The organism is Niallia sp. FSL W8-0954, from assembly GCF_038005605.1.
GTDB classification, from domain to species: Bacteria; Bacillota; Bacilli; order Bacillales; family Cytobacillaceae; genus Niallia; species Niallia circulans_A.
Map to the genome: position 1 here is coordinate 4,022,960 of NZ_JBBOTN010000001.1, position 22,600 is coordinate 4,045,559.

General features: G+C 36.3%; 21 protein-coding genes. 1 reads left to right on the plus strand and 20 read right to left on the minus strand.

Translation table 11 applies throughout. The features are described 5' to 3' along the window. Positions 1 to 327: 327 nt before the first annotated feature. The 13 genes from NX902_RS19830 to hpf all read right to left on the minus strand — a co-directional run bounded on the left by NX902_RS19830 (position 328) and on the right by hpf (position 13,920). Complete coding sequence (locus NX902_RS19830; protein WP_123258227.1) at positions 328 to 2,406, minus strand: alpha-glucuronidase family glycosyl hydrolase; 2,079 nt, start codon at positions 2,404 to 2,406, stop codon at positions 328 to 330. Between the two features lie 77 nt (positions 2,407 to 2,483). Further along, positions 2,484 to 3,116: a GntR family transcriptional regulator gene (locus NX902_RS19835; protein WP_341160935.1), complete on the minus strand. Its 633-nt coding sequence runs from the start codon at positions 3,114 to 3,116 to the stop codon at positions 2,484 to 2,486. Positions 3,117 to 3,430: 314 nt separating this feature from the next. Beyond that, positions 3,431 to 3,961: a chromate transporter gene (locus tag NX902_RS19840; protein ID WP_341160936.1), complete on the minus strand. Its 531-nt coding sequence runs from the start codon at positions 3,959 to 3,961 to the stop codon at positions 3,431 to 3,433. Next, positions 3,958 to 4,521 (minus strand): chromate transporter, encoded by a 564-nt coding sequence (locus NX902_RS19845; RefSeq protein WP_341160937.1) that lies wholly within the window; start codon positions 4,519 to 4,521, stop codon positions 3,958 to 3,960. The genes NX902_RS19840 and NX902_RS19845 overlap by 4 nt, the downstream gene beginning before the upstream one ends. A gap of 24 nt (positions 4,522 to 4,545) precedes the next feature. After that, positions 4,546 to 6,156, minus strand: a complete 1,611-nt coding sequence (locus NX902_RS19850) for a gamma-glutamyltransferase family protein (RefSeq protein ID WP_123260582.1) — start codon at positions 6,154 to 6,156, stop codon at positions 4,546 to 4,548. A gap of 1 nt (position 6,157) precedes the next feature. Then, complete coding sequence (locus NX902_RS19855) at positions 6,158 to 7,150, minus strand: ABC transporter ATP-binding protein (RefSeq protein ID WP_123260581.1); 993 nt, start codon at positions 7,148 to 7,150, stop codon at positions 6,158 to 6,160. Beyond that, positions 7,119 to 8,129: an ABC transporter ATP-binding protein gene (locus NX902_RS19860; RefSeq protein WP_123260580.1), complete on the minus strand. Its 1,011-nt coding sequence runs from the start codon at positions 8,127 to 8,129 to the stop codon at positions 7,119 to 7,121. Before NX902_RS19860 ends, NX902_RS19855 begins: the two co-directional genes overlap by 32 nt. Positions 8,130 to 8,138: 9 nt before the next feature. Continuing rightward, positions 8,139 to 9,665, minus strand: a complete 1,527-nt coding sequence (locus NX902_RS19865; protein WP_341160938.1) for a glutathione ABC transporter substrate-binding protein — start codon at positions 9,663 to 9,665, stop codon at positions 8,139 to 8,141. 26 nt (positions 9,666 to 9,691) lie between these two features. Then, positions 9,692 to 10,591 carry an ABC transporter permease gene (locus NX902_RS19870; protein WP_123260578.1) on the minus strand — a complete coding sequence of 300 codons (900 nt, stop codon included), beginning with the start codon at positions 10,589 to 10,591 and terminating at the stop codon, positions 9,692 to 9,694. A 15-nt stretch (positions 10,592 to 10,606) separates the two neighbouring features. Next, positions 10,607 to 11,551, minus strand: a complete 945-nt coding sequence (gene nikB / locus NX902_RS19875; protein WP_123260577.1) for a nickel ABC transporter permease — start codon at positions 11,549 to 11,551, stop codon at positions 10,607 to 10,609. A gap of 675 nt (positions 11,552 to 12,226) precedes the next feature. Beyond that, positions 12,227 to 12,538, minus strand: coding sequence for a hypothetical protein (locus NX902_RS19880; protein ID WP_341160939.1), 312 nt, complete (start codon positions 12,536 to 12,538; stop codon positions 12,227 to 12,229). Between the two features lie 156 nt (positions 12,539 to 12,694). After that, a complete protein-coding gene (locus NX902_RS19885) occupies positions 12,695 to 13,144 on the minus strand; it encodes an Lrp/AsnC family transcriptional regulator (protein WP_095330290.1) in 450 nt (149 codons plus the stop codon). Between the two features lie 227 nt (positions 13,145 to 13,371). Continuing rightward, entirely contained in the window at positions 13,372 to 13,920 is a 549-nt protein-coding gene (gene hpf, locus NX902_RS19890; RefSeq protein WP_047943892.1) for a ribosome hibernation-promoting factor, HPF/YfiA family, read from the minus strand. Positions 13,921 to 14,788: 868 nt separating this feature from the next. Between hpf and NX902_RS19895 the strand changes: the two genes are divergently transcribed. Continuing rightward, positions 14,789 to 15,958 (plus strand): glucose-1-phosphate adenylyltransferase, encoded by a 1,170-nt coding sequence (locus tag NX902_RS19895; RefSeq protein WP_095322054.1) that lies wholly within the window; start codon positions 14,789 to 14,791, stop codon positions 15,956 to 15,958. 48 nt (positions 15,959 to 16,006) lie between these two features. Here the strand turns inward: NX902_RS19895 and NX902_RS19900 are convergent, their stop codons facing one another. The 7 genes from NX902_RS19900 to pseI form a co-directional block, all read right to left on the minus strand. Continuing rightward, a complete protein-coding gene (locus NX902_RS19900) occupies positions 16,007 to 16,360 on the minus strand; it encodes a hypothetical protein (RefSeq protein WP_341160940.1) in 354 nt (117 codons plus the stop codon). After that, a complete protein-coding gene (gene fliS, locus NX902_RS19905) occupies positions 16,360 to 16,761 on the minus strand; it encodes a flagellar export chaperone FliS (protein ID WP_095330289.1) in 402 nt (133 codons plus the stop codon). The genes NX902_RS19900 and fliS overlap by 1 nt, the downstream gene beginning before the upstream one ends. A gap of 25 nt (positions 16,762 to 16,786) precedes the next feature. Further along, positions 16,787 to 18,610, minus strand: coding sequence for a flagellar filament capping protein FliD (gene fliD / locus NX902_RS19910; RefSeq protein ID WP_123258232.1), 1,824 nt, complete (start codon positions 18,608 to 18,610; stop codon positions 16,787 to 16,789). A gap of 18 nt (positions 18,611 to 18,628) precedes the next feature. Next, complete coding sequence (locus NX902_RS19915) at positions 18,629 to 18,982, minus strand: flagellar protein FlaG (RefSeq protein ID WP_161798407.1); 354 nt, start codon at positions 18,980 to 18,982, stop codon at positions 18,629 to 18,631. 122 nt (positions 18,983 to 19,104) lie between these two features. Next, on the minus strand, positions 19,105 to 20,292 hold the full coding sequence (pseC, locus tag NX902_RS19920; protein ID WP_123258233.1) for a UDP-4-amino-4,6-dideoxy-N-acetyl-beta-L-altrosamine transaminase: 1,188 nt from the start codon (positions 20,290 to 20,292) through the stop codon (positions 19,105 to 19,107). A 30-nt stretch (positions 20,293 to 20,322) separates the two neighbouring features. Then, entirely contained in the window at positions 20,323 to 21,264 is a 942-nt protein-coding gene (locus NX902_RS19925) for an SDR family NAD(P)-dependent oxidoreductase (protein ID WP_047943887.1), read from the minus strand. A gap of 128 nt (positions 21,265 to 21,392) precedes the next feature. Beyond that, positions 21,393 to 22,445 (minus strand): pseudaminic acid synthase, encoded by a 1,053-nt coding sequence (gene pseI / locus NX902_RS19930; protein ID WP_341160941.1) that lies wholly within the window; start codon positions 22,443 to 22,445, stop codon positions 21,393 to 21,395. Positions 22,446 to 22,600: the final 155 nt, after the last annotated feature.

Consider the following 22,600-nt stretch of genomic DNA (forward strand, 5'->3'; position numbering starts at 1 on the left):
CAGTTTGAAGTTTAATTATTATTTATCGTAAGATTTATGCTTAAAGTTTACGATTCTATTTTGAAAGATCTTTGCGCTGTGTAAACAATGGGAGAAATGATTTGTTTTAAAACTACTGTTAAATGAATCTGTTTTATTCAAAAAGGGTGGTTTTTTGGATGCTTTAGCTTTCACGATTTAACTTCCTCTATTAAACATGATCAATCAGTGGAGTTGTTGCCCCCCACTAATTGAAAGGTGACCAAATTGGTCTTTAAGCGCAGCTGTTCCTCCACCTTTGTTTTCTTTAGGTGTAAAAGTCGATTTTGCGGGGAAGAGTGGTACTAATTAATAGATCATTCTATTTTTTTCGTCGGCAATTCCTGATTTTCTATAAAAATACGTATTAATGCGATCACACCATTCTTTTGCATTTTCTAACTGCAGCTGTAAACGTTCTTGCACATTTTTAAAAATCCAATCCTCTACTTTTCCTTCTAATTCATGCCATTTCTTAATAAACATCGCCACTTCTTCTACCCCTTGAAAATGGGTATTATAAATATGCTGAATGACCGTCTCTCCAGAATTAAGTTTATGTAAGTATGGGACATGGTGGAAAAATAGCAGAAGCTCATCTGGACAATCTTCTAAAGAATTGTATCGTTGTGCATTTGGTCCAAAATATTGCCCTGCGTAGCCAGTTCCCGTTTCCATTGTACGATCTACCCCAATTCCATCACGATCTGCAAAGTGATAGGTACCCCATTTGGAATATTCGTATCCGTCTACATTCGGACCATAATGATGATCTGGATTAACCATCCAGCCAACACCAAGGGGGGCAGTATAATTTTCATATGTGTTCCATGATGAAAGTAAAATCTCTTTAACAACACTTGCAACTTTTGGATTTTCCCCAAATGTTAATTGAATCCATTCATTTGTGATTGTTTCTGTCGTTAAGTCAGGATTCCATGTTAATCTGCCAAAGCCATAAAGATTTGCCTGTGCTAAAGTATTTCCAGTCCAATTTATATCATTGCCAATATTGGAGACAGCAGCAATGCCACTATGGCTATAGTTATAAAGTGTGCCAGCTACGATTGATTTAACGGTCGATCCTTCTCCATCCGAATAGGTATCAAAATCTAGCACCTCTTTCCATTGTGGTACTAAATAGCAAACATCCTTCTGTTGACCGGTATATTCCTGTGCAATTTGAAATTCCACAACTTGATTTGTTTCCTTCATAGCACCTATTAGTGGAGAGATTGGTTCCCGCACTTGAAAATCCATGGGTCCGTTTTTAATTTGTAAAATGACATTATCAAGAAACTGCCCATCAAGCGGCTTAAAATGATCATACGCAGCTCTGGCACGATCTGTTTTTCTATCACGCCAATCCTGTAAGCAATTATAGACAAAACAACGCCATACTACTTTTCCATTAAAAGGCTGTAATGCTCGTGCTAAAACATTTGCCCCCTCAACATGGCCTCTTCCATAACTGAATGGTCCCGGTCTGCCCTCTGAATCTGCCTTCACCACAAAACCGCCGAAATCAGGGATATAGCGATAAATTTCTTCTGCCTTTCTCGCCCACCACTTTTCTACCTCTTTATCAAGTGGATCAGCAGTCGCCAGGTTTCCTAACTCTATTGGACTAGCAAAGTTTATACTTAAATAGGTAGTTATTCCATAAGACCTTAAAATATTTGCTACCTCTTTTACTTTAGGTAAAAACTCCTTTGTAAGCAATTTCGTTTCTACCTTCCATACATTAACATTATTAATAGAAATAGCATTGACACCTACAGATGATAAAAGACGAGCATAATCCTTTACCCTTGTTAAATCCTCATTGAAATCGTTATCATTAAAAAAGATTGATTTTCCAGAATAACCACGTTCAATGGATCCGTTCATGTTATCCCATTGATTCATCATCCTCAACTGATTCTGCGGTGCTTCCTTTATTTCTAAGCCAATTAACGGCTCTTCTTGCTGTAAAATTCTTAAGAAATGAAAAGCTGCATATAATGCGCCTCTATCTGTTTTTCCAATTAATAACATCTGTTTATTATCTTCAGTGGTTTTTAATAAATAGCCTTCCTCATTTAAGTCATCAAATAACGTGGATGAAATTCCGTAATCATTTAAGTTAACGCTTTCATATGTACCTAAAATAATAGAGCTTTTCTTTGAAGTATATGGTTGAAGAGTTGGATTAACGTCTAACATGGATTTAATTGCATTCTGGAGTTCCCTTGCAGCAGAATTAATAATGGGTGTATCTTCTGCTATTCCAATCATAGAGGCGATATTACTGTATTGATGAGCGTTTTCTATTTTACGATACTGTAGCCAACAATGATAACTATTGGTTACGAATTGTTGATTTTCTTTATCCACCATTTTTTCCATTTACTTAATCCTCCTATAATTAACCAATAAAGATTGATTAAAATTCTGTGAAAAGGTTAGGTTAGATTCTGTTCATTTTAACGAAAATAATCAGGATATGTCTTCTTTAGTTCCTCTTTCTCAAAGTTAACTAAGTTTAAATGTATTCCTATTAGTTTTTCTGCTTCGCTTGCTTTCTTTTCCTTTATAAACTGAAAAATATCTTTATGCTGAGAAACAAGCATATCCCATTCCAGATTGGATTCCACTCGAAGCACACGCAAGCGGTCAAAGTGACTATTCATTTTTCTAATCATCTTCCAAGTTCTCAGCTTGTTACATCCCTCAAATAATAAACGATGGAACTGATCATCCAATTCCAATAATTGATGGTAGGATTGATTTTTTAAGCATAATTCCTGCATGGCAATATTAGATTCCAATTTAAATAACTGCTCTTGTTTAAAAACCTGACAAACTTCTTTCACAACTGCTTTCTCCATATTTTCCCGGACAAACCTTGCTTCTTCCACCAGCTCTAAATCAATCAAGGAAACAATCGTACCAATTTGCGGATATATCCCCAGCAAATCTTCTTGTGACAGCTTTAAGAAGGCCTCTCTTACAGGCGTACGACTTACATTTAACTCACTTGCGATTTCTTGTTCAGAAATCTTTAGCCCTGGTTTTAACTCTAATTCTGTAATTCTATTTTTTAATGATTCATACACAAAATCTCTGGTAGAGATATTTTCCTTTTTCCAAATCGAAACGATTATACTCACCTTTTCCTCGGTATTCTAATCATACTAGTATGGTAGTTCGTATTTTCATTATAAAAGGACTCCCTTGGAATTTCAATCCTTTTTATTAGACTAATTTTGCATTTCTGACTATTTAAATTTTTATGATATAGGGAAAATAGGCGGTTGCAGTTTGGAATGAAGAATTAAAATTTTTAAAATTATCTCAATTGCATTAAACTATGAACGTTAACAATATCAAAAAACTCCCATATTAATAGGGAGTTTTTCTGCATTTTCATTTAAGCCAAGAATATTGCTCCATACACTAGAGAACACGCTATCACATAAGCTGGATGAACCTTAACCTTTTCCAATAAAATCAGGCTGACAGCTCCAAGAAATACAGTTTGCAAGATTCCTATTCCATGATAAGAATTCTGGAAAAAACTAATCGTCATCATGGCGAGTAAGACAGCAATCACAGGTCTCACTAAGTTTGTCAGCAAACTTACTTTAGGTGAATCTTTAAAATTCATTAACAGCCGTAATAAGGCAATCATTAATAATAAGGACGGTGCAACCGTTGCAAAAACCCCAATACTCGCACCAATTATTCCACCTTCTTGATATCCAATATAACCTGCCATTTTAGTCGCGATCGGGCCTGGCAGTGCATTTCCCATTGCCAGTATTTCACTAAATTCATTTTCGGTTACCCAGCCATACCGATCGACCACTTCTTTTTCCACTAAAGGGATCGATGCTGGTCCCCCTCCATAGCCAAGAATACCCGGAAGAAAAAATGCCAAAAAAATATGCCAAAAAATCATGATGCTTTCACCTCTTTCACTTCCTCTTTTTGCTTCTTGCTAAGTAGAGAGACGACAATGATAACTCCAATGACAATCGCGGGATGGATTTGGAGAAGGACTAAAAGAATAAGACTTGCGGCCATCAACCCAATAGTCATCTTCAGACGAAAATGACTATTTACTTTCTTTAGAAAGTCTACTGTCAATACCCCTAGCATTACACCAACCACAGGAACAACAGCCTTTGTCATTCCTAATACCCAAGGCTTATCTTTAAAGGAATTTAAAAAAGTTAATAAAACAATCATTAATAATATCGTCGGAACAACAGATGCAATAATAGCGTTTATCATCCCGAATACGCCCTTTACTTGCCAGCCAATATAACCAGCCATTTTCGTGGCAATTGGTCCTGGCAACGCATTTCCTAATGCCAAAACATTAGAAAACTCATCATCTGTCATCCATTTATATTTATCCACTACTTCGTTTTTTACAAGAGGAATTGAAGAAGGACCACCGCCATATCCTAAAATCCCTACTCGAAAAAAAGCAAGAAATAGATGCCAATGTGTCATAAACTCAACAACCTTTCTGCAGCTTTACCAGGAGGCAATCGTTCCATCTGTTCTTGATTCTGTTCCTCCAATTAATACACCTGTTTCTTCATCTCTCCAGATAATCTGTCCTCTGCCGAAATGTCCAAACTCTGTAGCCGTTTGAATCTCATGTCCCCGCCTTGCAAGTGCTTGAGCTAAATAGTTAGGAAAATGCGGCTCTACTAGTATCTTCTTCCCTTCCGTCCACTGCCAGCGCGGTGCATCTAAAGCCGCTTGTGGATTCAAATGAAAGTCGATTGTATTGGTGACAATTTGGAAATGACCTTGTGGCTGCATATAACCGCCCATCACCCCAAAAGGTCCGATTGGCTTATTATCTTTCGTAAGGAATCCAGGGATAATTGTATGATAGGTTCTTTTCCCCGGTTTTAATGCATTGGGATGGGCTGGATCGAGGGAAAAATCATGCCCCCTGTTTTGCATGCTAATACCTGTTCCGGGAATGACAATTCCTGAGCCGAAGCCCATGTAATTACTTTGAATATAGGAAATCATATTTCCTTCTTCATCTGCTGCGGCTAAGTAAACCGTTCCTCCCTTTGGAGGTGATAGCGGTTCAGGTGTAATGGCTTGGTCGCCAATTTTTTTTCTTCTTAAAGCAGCATATTCTTCGCTTAATAATTCCTTTACTGTATGAGGCATTTCCTTTTCATCGGTAATAAATGCTTTTCCATCCGTAAATGCAAGCTTCATTGCTTCTATATGTTTATGGTATGTATCAACAGTATCCTTCTCTGTTAACTTGAAGCCTTTAGCAATATTAAGTGCCATTAATGCGACCAATCCTTGCCCGTTCGGTGGGATTTCCCAAACATCATAACCTTTATAAGAAACAGAAATTGGCTCCACCCATTCAGGATAATAACGCTCTAAATCTTCTTTTTGAAGATAGCCATTATGCTCTTTCATAAACTGTGCTATTTTATCAGCTAATTCGCCACGATAAAAGCTCTCTGCATTTGTTTCTGCAATAGAGCGCAATGTAGAAGCATGACCTGGTGATGACCAAATCTCCCCAATTTGCGGTGCTTTTCTATTAGGAGTAAACGTATCAAACCAAGGCGTATATTCATCTCCTTGAAAACTTTCTTTAAAGCGATTATAGGCCAGATTCCAATACTTTCCGAGAGTTGGGCTAACTGGATAGCCTTCTTCAGCAAGACGAATAGCTGGTGCCAATGCTTCTTTCAAAGGTAATTTCCCAAACTTTTCTGAAAGTGACGCCCAGGCAGATGGAACACCTGGTACTGTTACTGGAATAACGCCATAAGTTGGTATCTTTTCTAGCCCTTTTGCTTTTAACGAATCAATGGAAATAGAGCTTGGTGCAGGTCCGCTCGCATTTAATCCATGCAGCTTATCCTTGAACCATACAAGTGCAAAGGAATCTCCGCCGATTCCATTAGAAGTTGGTTCCACTACTGTTAATGCCGCGGCTGTTGCAATTGCTGCATCAATCGCATTTCCGCCCTTTTGTAAAATCTCTAAACCAGCTTGAGCAGCAAGAGGCTGCGACGTAGCAACCATTCCCCTTTTTGCAAAAACAGTATTTCGCTGAGAAGGATAAGGGTGATACAAGTAATCTAGTTTCATCTTAATTCAATTCCTTTCCGACATAATGACAGGCAACAAAGTGATTTACTTCTGCTTCTTGCCACTCTGGCTTTGCTTGTTTGCATAGATCTGTTGCTATCGGACAGCGTGTATGGAATGGACAGCCAGAAGGAGGATTAGCCGGATTAGGAATTTCTCCTGTTAAGCGAATTCTTTGACCTTTTGCTCCCATTTTAGGACGTGGAATCGAGGATAACAATGCTTTAGTGTAAGGATGAAGCGGATTTTCGTATAATTTTTCCGAAGAAGCAAGCTCCACTGTATTTCCTAAATACATAACTAAAACCCGATCACAGAAATAGCGAACAACCCCTAAGTCATGTGAGATAAATAGATAGGTTAATTGATATTTATCCTTCAGCCCCTTCATTAATTTTAATACTTGGGCCTGAACAGATACATCTAATGCTGATACCGCCTCATCACAAATAATAAGGGATGGATTAAGGGCTATTGCCCGGGCAATTCCGATTCGCTGACGCTGTCCGCCACTAAATTCATGGGGAAAGCGGTCATAATGCTCTTCTTTTAAGCCCACTTCTTGTAACAGTTCTATTACTCTTTGTTTTCTTGCTTCTTTTGATAGATTCGTATGAATGACAAATACCTCTTCCAATGCATTCCCAATTTTTTGCCGAGGATTTAAGGAAGCATAAGGATCCTGAAAAATCATCTGCATATCTTTTTTAATTGCTTTCCGTTCTTTACTAGAAAGCTCCTTTGTATTTTGGCTTTGGAAATACACCTTTCCATCGGTTATGTCTTCTAAACCGAGAATCGTTCTGCCAAGTGTAGATTTTCCACACCCGGATTCGCCAACAACGCCAACACTTTCTCCTTCGATAACTTCCAAACTAACATTTTCAACAGCTTTGACATGTCCTTGAACACGCTGCAATAAGCCGCCTTTAATAGGAAAATACTTTTTAACCCCTTCTAATTTAAGAAGGGATGGTTTCTCGATCGTCTGCATGTATTTCCACCTCCTCCTGTAACCAGCATTTTACGCGATGTGCGGAATGGAGCTCATATTCACCAGGTGATGCTTCTTTACATCGGTCTGTAGCAAATGGACAGCGTGGATTAAAACGACATCCACTAATTTCCTCATTTATATTAGGGAGTGACCCAGGAATTGCCTCCAGTTCAAAAGATGGATCATCAATATCTGGTACAGAGTTCAGAAGACCTCTTGTATATGGATGCTGCGGATTCGTAAAAATACTCTCCACATCGCCTTCCTCCACCTTTTCGCCAGCATACATCACCATTACTCGGTCCGCTATTTCTGCGACTACCCCCATATCATGAGTAACCATAATCACACCCATGCCTAGTTGTTTCTTTAAATCATCCATTAAATCTAATATTTGTGCTTGAATCGTTACATCTAATGCCGTTGTTGGTTCATCCGCAATCAATAACTGAGGACAGCAGGATAATGCAATCGCAATCATGACCCGTTGTCTCATTCCTCCACTTAATTCATGGGGATATTGCTTCATTCTTTTTTCAGGATAAGGAATACCCACTTGTTTTAAAAGTTCAATTCCTTTCTCATTAGCCTTTTGCTTAGATAACTGCTGATGAAGCATAAGGGGCTCTCTTAACTGATATCCTATTGTCAGCACTGGATTTAATGCCGTCATTGGCTCTTGAAAAATCATCGATATCTCGCGGCCGCGGATAGAACGTAATTGTTCCTTTGTAAGCTTTGATAGATCTGTTCCGTTAAAATCAATCGCAGAATCTTTGCTTATATAGCCATTGCTTGGAAGAAGCCCCATGAGAGAAAGAGAGGTAATACTTTTCCCACAACCGGATTCCCCAACAATGCATAATGTTTCTCCCTTAGCTAAGTCAAAAGAAATTCCTCGTACAGCTGATAATTCCCCATCAGCTGTACGAAAATTTGTCCGTAAGTCTTTTACAGATAATAGCTTATTCTCCATTTTTTATCCCTACTCTCTGTAGACTTTATATAATGACCAAGTTCCTGTTGGATCAATGTCTAATCCTTTAACTGATTTATCATAAGCAAGTGTTACTACGCCATGATTCATCACAATCGCAGGAGCATCTTTTACAAGAAACTCATTAGCCTCTTTTAATTTCGCTGCACGGACATTTTGATCGACACTTTCACGACTTTCTTCTACTAATTTATCAAATGTTTCATTGCTGTATTTCACCTTGTTCGAAGATTCCACATTATCAGAATGGAAATTCGGATATAGAAGCTCACTTCCATCAGCAGTTGAATTCGACCAGCTTAAGAAGCTCAGTTCATAATCCCCAGTGCGAGTTGTATCTAAGTATGTTGCCCATTCCATTGTTTGAATTTTTATTTTGAAACCAGCTTCCTGTAATTGCGACTGACTAATCTCCGCCATTTTCATATAGTTCGCTCTGTTTGCAACTAGTAATGTATACTCATTGTCCCCAAATCCATTTTTCTCAACTAATTCTTTTGCTTTTTCTAGATTATATTCATAGCCAACATCGTTACTTGCCTCATCATAGCCAAATACTTTGGGTCCAATCACACTGTTGCCAGCTATCCCTAAACCATTAAGTTGTTGTACATAAGCTTCTCTATTTAACGCATAGGCTACTGCTTGACGGAACTCTAAATTGTTCATTGGTTCCTTTTGCATATTAAATCCTAACCAGTACACAGGTGTTCCCTCTTTTTTCGTTACTTCTACATTTTTAAGTCCTTCAACACGGGACAATTGCTCTGTCGCAATAGCATCAATAAATTGAACGTCTCCAGATTGGAGCATGGAAATTGCTGTCGTTACTTCCGGAACTACTTTAAAGGTAATTTTGTTTAACTTTGCTTCTCCCTGCCAATAATCAGGATTCTTTTCTAATATTACCGATTCTCCTGGTGTCCAGCTGACAAATTTAAATGGGCCAGTACCAACAGGATTTTTCATTAGATCACCATTTTGGTCTGCTTCTGGGCTAACAATTGCTGCATTGGAATGAGAAAGTGCCGCAAGCAATGCTCCGTATGCATACTTTGTTTTAATCTCAATCGTGTACTCATCTTGGACATTAACGGACTCAATTGGTTCAAGCAAGGAAGCACGAGGTGCCGCTGTTTTTGGGTCGCGGAATTTATCAAAAGTATATTTGACTGCTTCTGCATTAAAAGGTGTTCCATCTTGGAACTTAATTCCTTCTTTTAATTTGATAATCCATGTTAATTCATCGGGATTCTCATAAGATTCTGCTAAAAGTGGTTCAATTTCCATCGTTTCTGAATTACGTGTAAATAATGTTTCATACACTTGCTCATTGACAGAGGCAGAAACAGAATCATTTGTTAGAATCGGAGATAGTCCTACTACATCTGAAGTCGATGCATAGGTTATTTCTTGTGTTACCTTTTCTCCACTTGAACTACCGCTAGAACCTTTGGAACAGCCTGCTGCAACTAGCAGCATTAATGCCATTATGGCAAATACCATCTTTTTCATGTGAAATTTCCCCCTTGGTTTATGTATTATTGATTAACCTTCATATTTGGATCGAGTGCATCTCTTAATCCATCTCCTACAACGTTAAATGCAAATACTGTTAGCATAATGGCAATACCAGGAATAATCGTCATATGCGGGGATGTCCACATATACGCCTGTCCTTGGGAAATCATTGCTCCCCATTCTGGAGTTGGCGGCTGTGCTCCTAATCCTAAGTAGCTAAGAGAAGCAGTGGATAGGATTGCTGTCGCCATACGCATTGTCGCAAACACAATAATTGGTGCTGTACAGTTTGGCAAAATATGCTTAAACATAATGCGCAAATCACTTGCTCCAAGTGATTTCAATGCCAAAACATATTCTTGCTTTTTCACCGATAACACCGAACCTCTGACAATTCTGGCACAAGAAGGAATCGACCAAATGCTGATGGCGATCGCTACATTTACTAAGCTTGTTCCAAGAACAGCAATGATAAGCATGGCTAGCAAAATACCTGGAAAAGAAAATAGTAAATCTACGATTCTCATAATAATTCCGTCTAATTTTCGGTAATAGCCTGCCAGCAATCCAAGTGTAATACCACCTACTAATCCAAGCGTAACAGCTATACTGCCAACCACTAATGATATTCTTGCTCCATAAGCAATTCTGCTCCACATATCACGACCATAATTATCCGTTCCGAGCAAGTGACCCTCCGAGAACATTGGTAACTCAGTTGCTTCAAGATTTTGACTTGCAGGATCATAACCTGTGATTAGCGGTGCTGTTATCGCGATTGCAACCTGCAGAATAATAATCATCAGTCCCACGACAGCTAAACGATTTCTTATCAATTTTTTCCAAGTTGATACTAGAAATGAATCCTTTTTTGCTTTTTTCACTACTGGTGATAATTGTGGGTTTGTTACTGTTTCCATTAGCTTCCTCCTTTCTTAATTGTCATAGCTAATTCTTGGGTCTACAAAGACATAGATAATATCAACGATTAAGTTCACTAAAACAAAGAGGGATGCTACCAATAATACCGACCCTTGTACCATTGGGAAATCTCTTGAAGCAATGGCATTAATCATTAATCTCCCAACACCGTTTATTGCAAAAACCTGTTCTGTGATAATCGTCCCTCCTAATAGTCCGCCGAAGTTAACACCAATTACGGTAATGACTGGAATCATGGCATTTTTCAATGCATGTACGCCAATGATAGAGCTTTCCTTTACCCCTTTAGCTCTCGCCGTTCGAACATAATCAGCTTGAATTACTTCCAACATCGAGGAACGGCTCATCCTGGCGATCATCGCAGCTGAACCCGTTCCTAATGTAATAGCGGGAAGGATTAACTGCTGCATTCCTTCCACCGTCCAAAACGGTGCATCCAATCCTCCAACCGGCAATAGTTGCAAGTTGACGGCGAATACGAGAATCAAGATAGAGCCTAGCCAGAAGTTAGGAATCGAAATTCCCCCTAAGGAAAAAACAGTACTGAATACGTCAAGCCATGAATTTTGTTTTAGTGCGGAGATAATACCGGTTATTAATCCAATCACAACTGCGACAACGATACTTGCAATCGCTAAATTCAATGTATTCGGAAATCTTAATGCAATCGCTTCTGACACCGATTGTTTTGTCTGATAGGAATAACCAAGATCACCTTGTAAGACATTTTTTAAATAATCCCAATACTGCACAAGAAAAGGTTTATTCAACCCTAAACTTTCTTGAACCGCGGCAATATCGGAAGCAGTTGCAGTTGGTCCTGCTATGATAGAAGCTGGATCACCTGGTGCCAAATGCATACTAGCAAAAACTAAGAAAGATATTCCAATAAGTAATAGTACAAGCTGAAATAACCTTCTAATAATCATGGAGATCAATCATCTCACCTTCCCCTCTTTGTAAAAATATCCAATTTTAGCTTTCAGAAGGAAATCAAATCACTTTATTTGATTAACAAACGAAAGAAAATAATTAATATTCATGATTATAAGACAGTTATAAACAGAATTCTAGTCATTTTTCTAAAAAATTTAATAATTATATATATTCTGTATTTACAGAAAACAAAAGAATCCTTTCATACCTCTAATATTTATTTTTTCGAAATAATAATATATTTTTCACAAAGTATTGAGGGGAAATTACTAGAGAGCATGTGAGGTGAATTCTTTTAATAATCATTATTTTTTCAGTATTTTTATACTACTGTTATTTTCTTATAGTAATTTAGTTGCTTGAATCCCTTCAGATTTAGTAGGGATGTAAAAAGATCAATATTATTTCAATAAAGTACATACACTTATATTTTTTGTTGGAGATTTTTTTTAATTTGTAAATTTCCCGGAGAGAATCGATGAGGTTTCCAATAATTCACAATATAGCTATTTAAGAAGGTCGATTTGCTAGGAAGGTTTGGTAATGTCAAGACATGTAATTTCATTTATATGAATTGGTGTGTAGGAAGGTTTGTAGTAATTATCTATTATCCTCCGCTTTTCGTCAGGAAGCGGAGGACAATAGACAAGTAGAAGAAAGCAATATTTCTTTTCTTCTTAAGGCGCAAAATCAATTTGACCAGTAAACAAGAGGATAAAAATGATAATCCAAAATACAAACAAAGAACAGGAAAATATGAAAGATATAATAGGGATTACCTTTTTCTCTGTCTTCTTCACCATCGCAATGATTGATAATAGGATCCCTGTACCCGTAAGAATAAATGTAATATAATCACCAACCGCATTTCCGTTATTAGCTATTCTTGTCGGTGTGACAAAAACAATAAAGACGCAAATAATACCAATGGCAAGAGCAATATAACTAATTATACTGTGCTTTTTTGGTGTATTAATTTTATTTTCCAAATATAAACAACCTTTCTAATTTTTATAATACATATTTATTTTATCATGATTTTCCTTAATTATGGAAATTAATTTGGATAGGTTGATTAAAAGAGGGCGATAAAATACCAAACAAAAGATTAACATAATAAATTTGATCTTTGTTTGGTATTTGCATCAAATTTTTAAACCATTTCTACTTTTAAACCTTCTTAAAAGAATATGGCTTTCTACTCTTGTGATGCCTTCTAAGGAATATAATTCGTTGTTTGTAAAGCTTTCTAGTGCTTCGAAGTCTTCGACGAGAACGTGCATATGTAAGGTGCTTGGCCCCGTCATTTGATAGCAGCTGGCCACCACAGGATTTTCCGCTAGTGTTTGAGCTACTTGAATGAGGGAAGCTGGCTCGCAGTCTACTTCAAAAAAAGCAGAAACTGTTTTGCCTACTTTTTCCGAATTGATTACAGCACTGAATTTTTCAATCACTCCATTTTCGATTAGTTGGCTGACTCGCTCTCTTATAGCCACGCGGGATAATTGCAGCTCTTTGCCAATTTCCACATAGGAAAGTCTGCCATTTGCTGTTAGTAATTCTAATATTTTTTTATCTATTGCATCTAATTTCATTTAATCACCACGCATCTTCTCTTTATAAAATATGTTTCATTATAGCTTGTAGATAGGAAATAAGAAAGTATTCTTTAGAATTTTCAAACTTTCTAAAGTAAACGACAATCACGAATGGAATATTTAGTTGAATTGTCTATTGACTTGGGGGGATAACGAATTTTCTTGTGTTATATCAACATATAGAATAAAGCCTGCAATGTAATCACTGCAGGCTTTATCCATTATTATTGAGCTTCAATCAGGCCGTATTTCCCATCTTTCCGTTTATAGACGATATTGGTGTTGTTAGTTTCTGCGTCTGTATAAACGAAAAAGTTATGGCCTAGTAAATCCATTTGCAGGATTGCTTCTTCACTATCCATTGGTTTTAGATTGAAGCGTTTTTGGCGGACAATTTCTAGCTCCTGTTCTTCTTCCTCCACATTTGGTGTGCTTTCGTAAGAACCAAATAGTTCATTCAGATTTCCTTTTTCTCTATGCTTACGATTTACTTTTGTTTTATGTTTTCTTATTTGTCTTTCTAATTTATCAGAGATTAAATCAATAGCTGCATACATATCCATATGATCTTCTTCTGCACGTAACAGCAACTGGGACATTGGAATTGTAACCTCTACCTTGGATGTTTTATCATTGTACGTTTTTAAATTCACATTTACTTGTGCATCTGGTGATTCAGAAAAATATCTTTCTAATTTAGAGATTTTCTTTTCGACATACTCTCTAATTGCTGGAGTTACCTCAATGTTTTCTCCTCTAATGTTGAAATTCATAAGTTACTCCTCCTTTATAGTTTCCAGTGCAAGTCTTATTTTTTCCTTATAGTAAATGAAAATATACCATATAAGGAATTATTTTGACTATACTATCTATTTCTATCATACCCTGGCAAAATCCTGCTAAAACGATAAGAAATTTCGACAAAATTGTGAACTTTTTAAATACAAACGCTTACTATTATTCTATCAAAAATTATTTTCAACAAATTTTTATGTTAGAAAATGTTTCAAATCGATTAACAGCGGTTATATATACACCATAATCAAAACGTTTAGCTCGTACGAAAATAAAGTGACTGATTACCACCTAGTAAAAAGAAGTAGTTCTTTGAAAAAAGAAGATAGGCAAGTGTTAGTATAACCAGTATTTTCTATTTCAAAAGTAGAGGCTATTGAAGTTAAATATCTATACAAAGATTCTCCCTTTTGAAAAACATTTCGACATAATCTATGAGAAGAAGCCTATATTCCTAACAATAGATGGAATTATGAGTATTACTTATTCGGTCGGTGTCGAGTTTTAGCGAAATTAATCAAAATATTTTTACAATTCAATGTTTTATATTTGCTACAATGAACACATTAAGAATTTAACCTGGAGGTAAAAGAATGAGTGAAGCAATTTTACAGAATCAGCCTGAATTAGAACTAAAGGAAATGGAAGAGGAAGAGTACTATTACAAGTTGTGGGAAGACGATCGTTTATAGGCCGAAATAGATCTACTTGATAAGAAAGGAAAGAACATTTGCTTTTTTAAGAAGTGTTCTTAAAATTTGAAATCTCCCTGGTAAAATAAGTAATAAATTACTTTCTTTTGAATTTCTAACAAATGAACTTTGATAACGCATACTGGAGGGATCTATTTTGAATAAAAAATGTATTGCAATGCTATTGGCTGGCGGAAGAGGGACAAGACTAAAAAAACTAACAGAAGAATTAGCAAAACCGGCAGTACCCTTTGGGGGAAAATACCGTATTGTTGATTTTACATTAAGTAATTGCCGTAATTCAGGAATAGATACTGTTGGTGTATTAACACAATATCAGCCGCATGTACTGCAAAATTACATTAAAGACGGAAAAGATTGGGATTTGGACAGCAGAGATGGCGGACTAAGCATCCTCCCTCCATACCAATGTGGTACAGAAGAACGCTGGTATGATGGTACAGCCCATGCTATCTATCAAAATATATCCTATATTGACCAGTATAACCCGGATTATGTTCTCGTTATTTCTGGTGACCATATTTACAAAATGGATTATAATTTAATGCTGCAGCAGCATATCAAAACAGGGGCAGATGCAACAATTTCTGTTACGGAGGTTCCTTGGGAGGAAGCAAATCGTTTCGGTATTATGAACACAGATGGCACCAATAATCGAATCGTCGACTTTGAAGAAAAACCATCTAATCCTAAATCAAATCTAGCTTCCATGGGTGTATATATTTTCAAATGGAAAACGCTTAAATCCTATCTACAAAAAGAAGAAAAGAACGAATTATCTTCTAAGGACTTTGGAAAAGATATTATTCCTGCCATGCTGACAGATAACCGCAAACTACATGCTTACACATTTAAAGGTTATTGGAAGGACGTTGGGACAATCGACAGCTTCTGGGAAGCAAATATGGACTTATTATCAAAGGAAAGCAATATCTTTCTAAATGACAAAGACTGGACCGTATTTACCCACGAACAGTGCTACGCCCCGTCCTATATCGAATCTTCCGCTACCGTAAATCGCTCCATTATCAGTGAAGGCTGCGAAATTTATGGAACTGTTGAAAACTCTGTTATCTTCAATGATGTCATTATCGGAAAAGGAGCAATCGTCAAAGATTCCGTACTCCTACCTGGAACCGTTATCGGCGAAAATGCTGTCATTGAAAAAAGCGTAACAGCATGCAATGTAACAGTGGGAGATCACAGCATTATTGCACCAAAGGACGCTGATTCAGAAATTATTTTGATCGGTGAAAGTATTGAGAATAAACAGACCCGTGTTGGGTTGTCTAGAGTGATTTGAATATAATATTAAATAAAAAGATTGTTGCCTTAATTGGCAACAACCTTTTTATTTTTTCTTATCATAAAACATACCATCTATAGAGATATTTCCACCATACGGATCATTATATTGATTAATCCTTTTCTTTCTCACTTGCTGCTGCTTTAAATCTGTTTTTATTTTCCCTTGCAAAGAAACCATCTTGTCATTCAGAAGTTTCTCTGAAGCTATCATTTCCTTTTTATCTGCTTCATTAATCTTCGGCCATAAAGGAAGCTGATTTAATAGTTCTTCCCTCTTCTCTAATAACTCATTTATTTCCTTTATAACAGCTTCTCTTTCCTCTATCGTTCCTTCCTCTATCATAAGAAGTCCAAGCAGCTTTTTCGTACACTCTTTATAGTCAGTTAATAGACTCATTATGCTAATCCATTGGAAGGTCCAATATCTTTTTTCGCTATTTTTATTACTTCCTTCCAAGTATCACGAAATTCGATAACATAACCTTCGACTTCATTTAATATATTAATATCATTCTTAGTATTAGCTTCCACTAACCTTCTGTAAATATAATCGTACATTTGGAGCATATTTTTAGAAATATCGATCTCTAAATTTAATGTAATCATCAACTCATTAATAATATTTTGTGCTTTACCCAGATTTTCATTTCGTTTTTCAATATTTTTATCCTCAATAGCTCTTTTCGCTAATGTAATAAATTTCAAACAACCATTATACAGCATAAGAGTCAAATCACCGGGAGACGAAGTATTGACTGCATTCTGCTTATAGGTTTGGTATGGTTGATTAACTGCCATCTACTTACTCACCCCTAAGTTATTATTATCCATTTTGTGCAAAAAAGCCTGTTAATTGCGAAGATTGATTATTTAATTTTTGTATAGCCTTTTCCATTGCGTTATACTGTGCCCAATAACGATCTTCTATTTGCTTTAATCGATATTCCATTGATTCAATATTATCATCAATTCGCAGCATATCTTTACCAATGGTATAATTATATTCCGTTTTAAACGTATTACCAGCTTTTTCTTCAATTTGTTTCATTGTATCTGATATATCCGTTCTTAACCTTCTCGCTAATCCTTGTTGATCAGTTGTTGGGCCATCCGCCATAAATAACTGGTATACCGCTTCTGGATTATCTTCGATTGCTGCTTTTAATTTATCTTCATTAATTTCTAGCTTACCACGTTCTAAATAGTCCTTCGAAGTAGTGATCCCAATTTCAGCCAACTGATTATATTTTTCAATTGTTTTTGTTTTATCATTAACTGTTACAGACGCATATAAGGAGTTTCTCATTTTATTTAAACCAGAGGTTAAAAGGGGATCTCTCTTCAGTAAGCCACTTTTCGCCTTTTCCTCCCATTGCTCAATCTCCTTTTCACCCATTGCCGCCTTCTGTTCTTCTGTAAGAGGCTGAAAAGCTGAATAACGCTGAGCAGTAAGTTCTGTATTAACAGCACCGATTGTTTCATTATATTTATCTACAAAAGATTTTATCGTATCAAAAATACTATCTGTATCAGTTTGAATATTTACATTCACACTTTCACCAGCAGTAGTATTTTTATTTAAATTAAAGGTAACATCGTTCATTGTAAAGGTATTGGATTTTCTAGTAGTTTTTAAACCATTAATAGTGAATTCAGCATCAGACCCAGCAGTTTTTTCAGTTAAATTCAGAGTTTTAGTAAAAAATTCTGCATCCTTTCCCAAAAACTCAATTTCTTCTGCTCCATTATTTAGTATACCAGTATCTGTGCGTTGGGCGACTACTTTATCTGTACCAGTGTCATAAAACATACTGATCCCGACATTAGAACTGTTAATTTTACTAAACATACTATTTAATGAAGTGGAGCCATCAATTTTAAAACTTTGCTTATTCTTTGTACCATCTTCATTTGTTGTTTGAATATCAAACTCAATATAGCTGTTCTTCTTAAGATTGTCCCCACTCACTGTTACCGTGCTATTTTCTGGAAGAATTTCACCAAATGTCATTTTTCCAGTGGCTGGATTAACATATACAGTATCAGCTGCTCTAGTGCCTTTTTCTGGAGCATCTCCTTCTATCAGCTGAACTTTAAACGTTTTATCGGTCCCTCCTGTGACAGTTATTGAATCAGGAAATCCAGATAAGGAAGTACCACCTAGATATATTTCGTCTCCTTGTCCTGTTAAAGTCTGTGAAAAACTTTCTCCCTTCCATTGAATTCCTGAGTCATCAGAGAGTTTGCTTTGCTGGGAAAGTAAACTCTTGGTAGGATCTAACGTACTATTACTAATTTTATTTGCACTTTGTACTTTAGCGGACTTTGCCATTACAACATCGGAGATATTATAGGAAACATTCCCCGCATTCGCTTTTGCACTTACTGATACTATATCCTTGTTCGAAGAAACAGCAGTTCTTTTCATCATATTTGATTGTTTGGAAATACCTTCAAATATAAATGTATCGAACTCTTTTAATTTTGCATTCATTGTTCGGTAATTATCACGTTGCCATTCTAAAATTTGCTTTTGTTGTTTTAGTTTGTCTAGGGGCATACGCTGCACTTTCATTAATGAATCGACAATCGATTGTGTGTCAAGTCCACTGGCAAGACCGGTGAATTTTATTGAATTTACACTCATTATAAATCCTCCTGTAATTTAAAGCTTTTTATCGATAAATATTCCGATAAACTCTGTCATTTTTGCATAGATGTCTAAAAGTTCTTTAGATGGAATTTCTCTTATAACCTTCTCTGTAGCTTTATCAACGACTTCTATATAATAGCGTTCTGTTTCATCATGGACCTTAAAATTTATAGAAGTATAATGTGGCTTTAAAAATTCATTGATACTCGTTACTATTTCTTCCGCTTTCTCTTTTTTCAGAATGTTAGTCGATTCTTCTGAAAGAGTATCCACCAATTTAGTGTAGTCCCTATTATTTAAGCTAATTTCATTATCATTTCTGGTTGAGTTCACTAAGTTAGATATAGTCGATTGTTGTTGATTCATCTCCAATTTCATCCATATAACAGCTCCTCTATCAGATCCTTTAATTTTTATATCGGATACTCTAAACATTTATTAACAAAAAGTTATTTCAATTGTAAATAAAATGGGATAAATAAGGAAAATTACCTTTCTTTCGAAAAATAGCCTATTACTTTCTGCACTGCTTTTATTACAGATTGCACATCTTCCTCTGTCATTTTCGGAAATAAAGGAAGTGTAATCGCTTCTTCATAGTAGAGTTCAGCGTTAGGACAAATTCCCTTCTTATATCCTAAGTTTCGGTAATAAGCTAAAGTATGGACTGGGATATAATGAACATGCACACCTATATTTTCAGCACGTAAAGCTTCAAATATTGTCTTTCTATCTACCCTTAAACTCTCTAATCGCAATCGAAGCATGTATAAATGCCAACTTGATTCACCAGCTGCCTCTTGAAAAGGTACCACTACATTCGGAATGTTATGAAAAGCAACTGTATATTGATTAGCAATCTCTCTGCGTCTTTTCACAAAACTATCAAGTCTTTTTAATTGGGAACATCCAAGACTAGCTTGTATATCTGTCATTCGGTAGTTCATACCTAAATCAACCATTTCATAGCTCCATGGTCCCTCATCCCCTTTTAAAGTATCCTTCGTGATGCCATGTGACCGAAATAATCGAAGTTTTTTTGCATATTCTTCTGAATTAGTGACAATAATGCCACCTTCACCTGTCGTTATATGCTTAACAGGATGAAAGCTGAACATCGTCATATCAGCTTGAGAGCCAACCTTTTCTCCTTTATAAGAAGCGCCAATCGAATGTGCACCGTCTTCTATAAAAACTAAATGATGCTTTTTACATAACGCTTTAATTCCATCTAAATCCGCCGGCTGTCCTGTATAATCTACAGCAATAATTGCCTTTGTTTTAGAGGTAATCAGTTTCTCGATATTAATTGGGTCAATATTATAAGTTTGTTTATCAATATCCGCAAAAACTGGTTTTCCTCCCATATAAAGAACACAGTTGGCGGACGCTGCAAATGTCATTGGGGTCGTAATGACTTCATCTCCATTATCTATGCCAGCTGCATAACAAGCACCATGCAGAGCAGCTGTGCCATTTATAAAAGCAACGGCATATTTTGTGCCGACATATTCTGCTATCGCTTGTTCAAATTGATCAATTTTAGGACCCTGTGTTAAATAAGGACTTTGCAATGTTTCTACAACTGCCTGTACATCTTCTTCTGTAATCCATTGTTGGCCATATGACAGAAACTCCTGTCTTACTGGTTGGCCTCCATACAATGCTAATTCCATTTCATTTTCCTCCTTTGGAAAAAAGCCACCTTACATCAGGTGACTTTTAATCCATTCTTCCGTTTCTCTTAATCCTGCTTCTAAGGTATACTTAGGGCTCCAATTTAATAATTGTTTTGCCTTATCATAATTGCATAAAAGCTTTTGAATCTCACTTTGCGGATGAATATGTTCAATGTGTTTAATACGGTCCGAATCTCCAACAATTTTAAGGGCCAGTTCATTGATAGAAACGTCTCTTCCTAAGCCAGCATTTACAATTTCTCCGTTTACAGCATCTGAATATCCAGCATTCACAACAAATTCTGCACAATCTTCCACATATAATAAATCTCTTGTTTGCGTTCCCTCACCATATATATGAAGCTGCTCTCCAGCTATTTTTTTCTTCAGAAAAATAGCTACTACGCCACCTTCTCCTCCAGTTTTCTGAAAAGGTCCATATGTATTAAACGGACGGATTACAACAGTTGGCAAACCGTAAGCATGATAATAAGACAATACCATATTTTCCGCTGCAATTTTACTTCCTGCATAAGGAGAAGCTGGTTTAATTGCATGCTGTTCTGTAATCCCTGTTTCATCGGTACATTGATCATACACCATACATGTACTCATAAACACAACCTTTGTGTTGGTTTTTCTACACTGTTCCAATACATAGAAAGTCCCGATAGTATCGTTGTTAAAAGTTGTTCGAGGATCATCAATCGAATCTTGGACATTAATCGATGCTCCAAGATGATAGCAAATATCAAAGGATGTTTTAGCAAACAATTTCTCTAGCAATGCCTCATCCTTAATATCGCCAATAATGAATTCCTCCAGTTGATCTTTAAATTCCTCAATATTTTTCTCACTGCCATTGGATAAATCATCTAAAATCCAGACTTTATGTCCATCTGCCAGCAACTTCTTTGCCACAGCTCTGCCAATAAAGCCTGCTCCGCCTGTTAATAGAATATTCTTCAACTTTAATCCTCCTACTGAATTGCTTTACCTTGCTTTTAAGCTTAAAACATGAACCACATTATAATAAGATCCAATATTTTTTATCATAAACTTGTTCTTAAATAGATTATAAGATAGTAATTCGCCCTTTATTTGAAACAATCCCAAGATAATGGTGTCCCTTTTTTAAAGGACTTCTGAAATTTCATCCCTAATGTCCGTTCAAAATATTTAGGCGACAATCCTTTACCTGGACGGATAGATCGAACATTTTCAGTAGTAACTAGCTCTCCTTCTTCTACATCCTTAACAATGTAAAGAGAACGTCGATGTTCTAAAGAGGCGGATTCATCTTTTGTTGTTCCATAAGTAACTTTTCCTAAACTTTTCCATGCTCGCTTACTATCTTCCACTAGTACTTTCATTTCTTGCGGTTCCATGGAAAAAGTAGAGTCTACTCCACCATCAGACCGTAATGTTGTAAAATGCTTTTCTATTACGGTTGCTCCTAATGCTACGCTAGCAACAGAGACACCTACACCTAACGTATGATCTGACAAACCAACCTCACATTTAAAAAGCTCTTTCATATGTGGAATTGTTCTAATATTCGTATTTTCCGGGGAAGAAGGATAAGTACTTGTACACTTCAATAATATTAAATCCTCACACCCTGCTTCTCTCGCGGCACGCACGGCCTCATCAATTTCAGCGATGCTAGCCATTCCAGTAGAAATAATAACTGGTTTGCCTGTCGAAGCGACTTTCTTGATAAGAGGAATGTCGACATTTTCAAAAGACGCAATTTTATATGCAGGAACATTTAATGTTTCTAAAAAGTCAACCGCACTTTCATCAAAAGGAGAACTAAAAGCTAATATACCTAACTCCTCGCATTTCTTAAAAATTTGTTCATGCCATTCCCAAGGAGTATAGGCTTCTTTATATAATTTATAGAGTGAACTTCCCTTCCATAAATTATTGTCATTCTCAATAAAAAACTCCCCTTCATCAATATCCAAGGTCATTGTATCTGCTGTATAGGTTTGCAACTTAATTGCATCAACACCTGCTTCCGCAGCTTTTTCAACAATTTGTAATGCTCTTTCCAATGATTGATTATGATTTCCAGACATCTCTGCGATAATAAAGGGAGGATGGTTCTCTCCAATTAATCGATTTCCAATACGTATCTCTTTCATTTGTACCCTCTTTTAATATTTATTTATTAATTTCTAGTTCAGTAATGTATCTAAGAATTATTCCTCTACAAGCATACTTGATAAAGGTTAAGTGATTTGTCTTTAATTGGGTATAAACATTTTATCACTTTTATCAGGAATCCTACCATATTCTT

What these genes read in the sequence shown, in the direction of transcription:
- NX902_RS19830 (WP_123258227.1), bottom strand. Translation starts at nt 2,406, where the DNA reads ATGGAAAAAATGGTGGATAAAGAAAATCAACAATTCGTAACCAATAGT.
- NX902_RS19840 (WP_341160936.1), bottom strand. Translation starts at nt 3,961, where the DNA reads ATGATTTTTTGGCATATTTTTTTGGCATTTTTTCTTCCGGGTATTCTT.
- NX902_RS19845 (WP_341160937.1), bottom strand. Translation starts at nt 4,521, where the DNA reads ATGACACATTGGCATCTATTTCTTGCTTTTTTTCGAGTAGGGATTTTA.
- NX902_RS19850 (WP_123260582.1), bottom strand. Translation starts at nt 6,156, where the DNA reads ATGAAACTAGATTACTTGTATCACCCTTATCCTTCTCAGCGAAATACT.
- NX902_RS19855 (WP_123260581.1), bottom strand. Translation starts at nt 7,150, where the DNA reads ATGCAGACGATCGAGAAACCATCCCTTCTTAAATTAGAAGGGGTTAAA.
- NX902_RS19860 (WP_123260580.1), bottom strand. Translation starts at nt 8,129, where the DNA reads ATGGAGAATAAGCTATTATCTGTAAAAGACTTACGGACAAATTTTCGT.
- NX902_RS19865 (WP_341160938.1), bottom strand. Translation starts at nt 9,665, where the DNA reads ATGAAAAAGATGGTATTTGCCATAATGGCATTAATGCTGCTAGTTGCA.
- NX902_RS19870 (WP_123260578.1), bottom strand. Translation starts at nt 10,591, where the DNA reads ATGGAAACAGTAACAAACCCACAATTATCACCAGTAGTGAAAAAAGCA.
- NX902_RS19885 (WP_095330290.1), bottom strand. Translation starts at nt 13,144, where the DNA reads ATGAAATTAGATGCAATAGATAAAAAAATATTAGAATTACTAACAGCA.
- hpf (WP_047943892.1), bottom strand. Translation starts at nt 13,920, where the DNA reads ATGAATTTCAACATTAGAGGAGAAAACATTGAGGTAACTCCAGCAATT.
- NX902_RS19900 (WP_341160940.1), bottom strand. Translation starts at nt 16,360, where the DNA reads ATGAGTCTATTAACTGACTATAAAGAGTGTACGAAAAAGCTGCTTGGA.
- fliS (WP_095330289.1), bottom strand. Translation starts at nt 16,761, where the DNA reads ATGGCAGTTAATCAACCATACCAAACCTATAAGCAGAATGCAGTCAAT.
- fliD (WP_123258232.1), bottom strand. Translation starts at nt 18,610, where the DNA reads ATGAGTGTAAATTCAATAAAATTCACCGGTCTTGCCAGTGGACTTGAC.
- NX902_RS19915 (WP_161798407.1), bottom strand. Translation starts at nt 18,982, where the DNA reads ATGAATCAACAACAATCGACTATATCTAACTTAGTGAACTCAACCAGA.
- pseC (WP_123258233.1), bottom strand. Translation starts at nt 20,292, where the DNA reads ATGGAATTAGCATTGTATGGAGGCCAACCAGTAAGACAGGAGTTTCTG.
- pseI (WP_341160941.1), bottom strand. Translation starts at nt 22,445, where the DNA reads ATGAAAGAGATACGTATTGGAAATCGATTAATTGGAGAGAACCATCCT.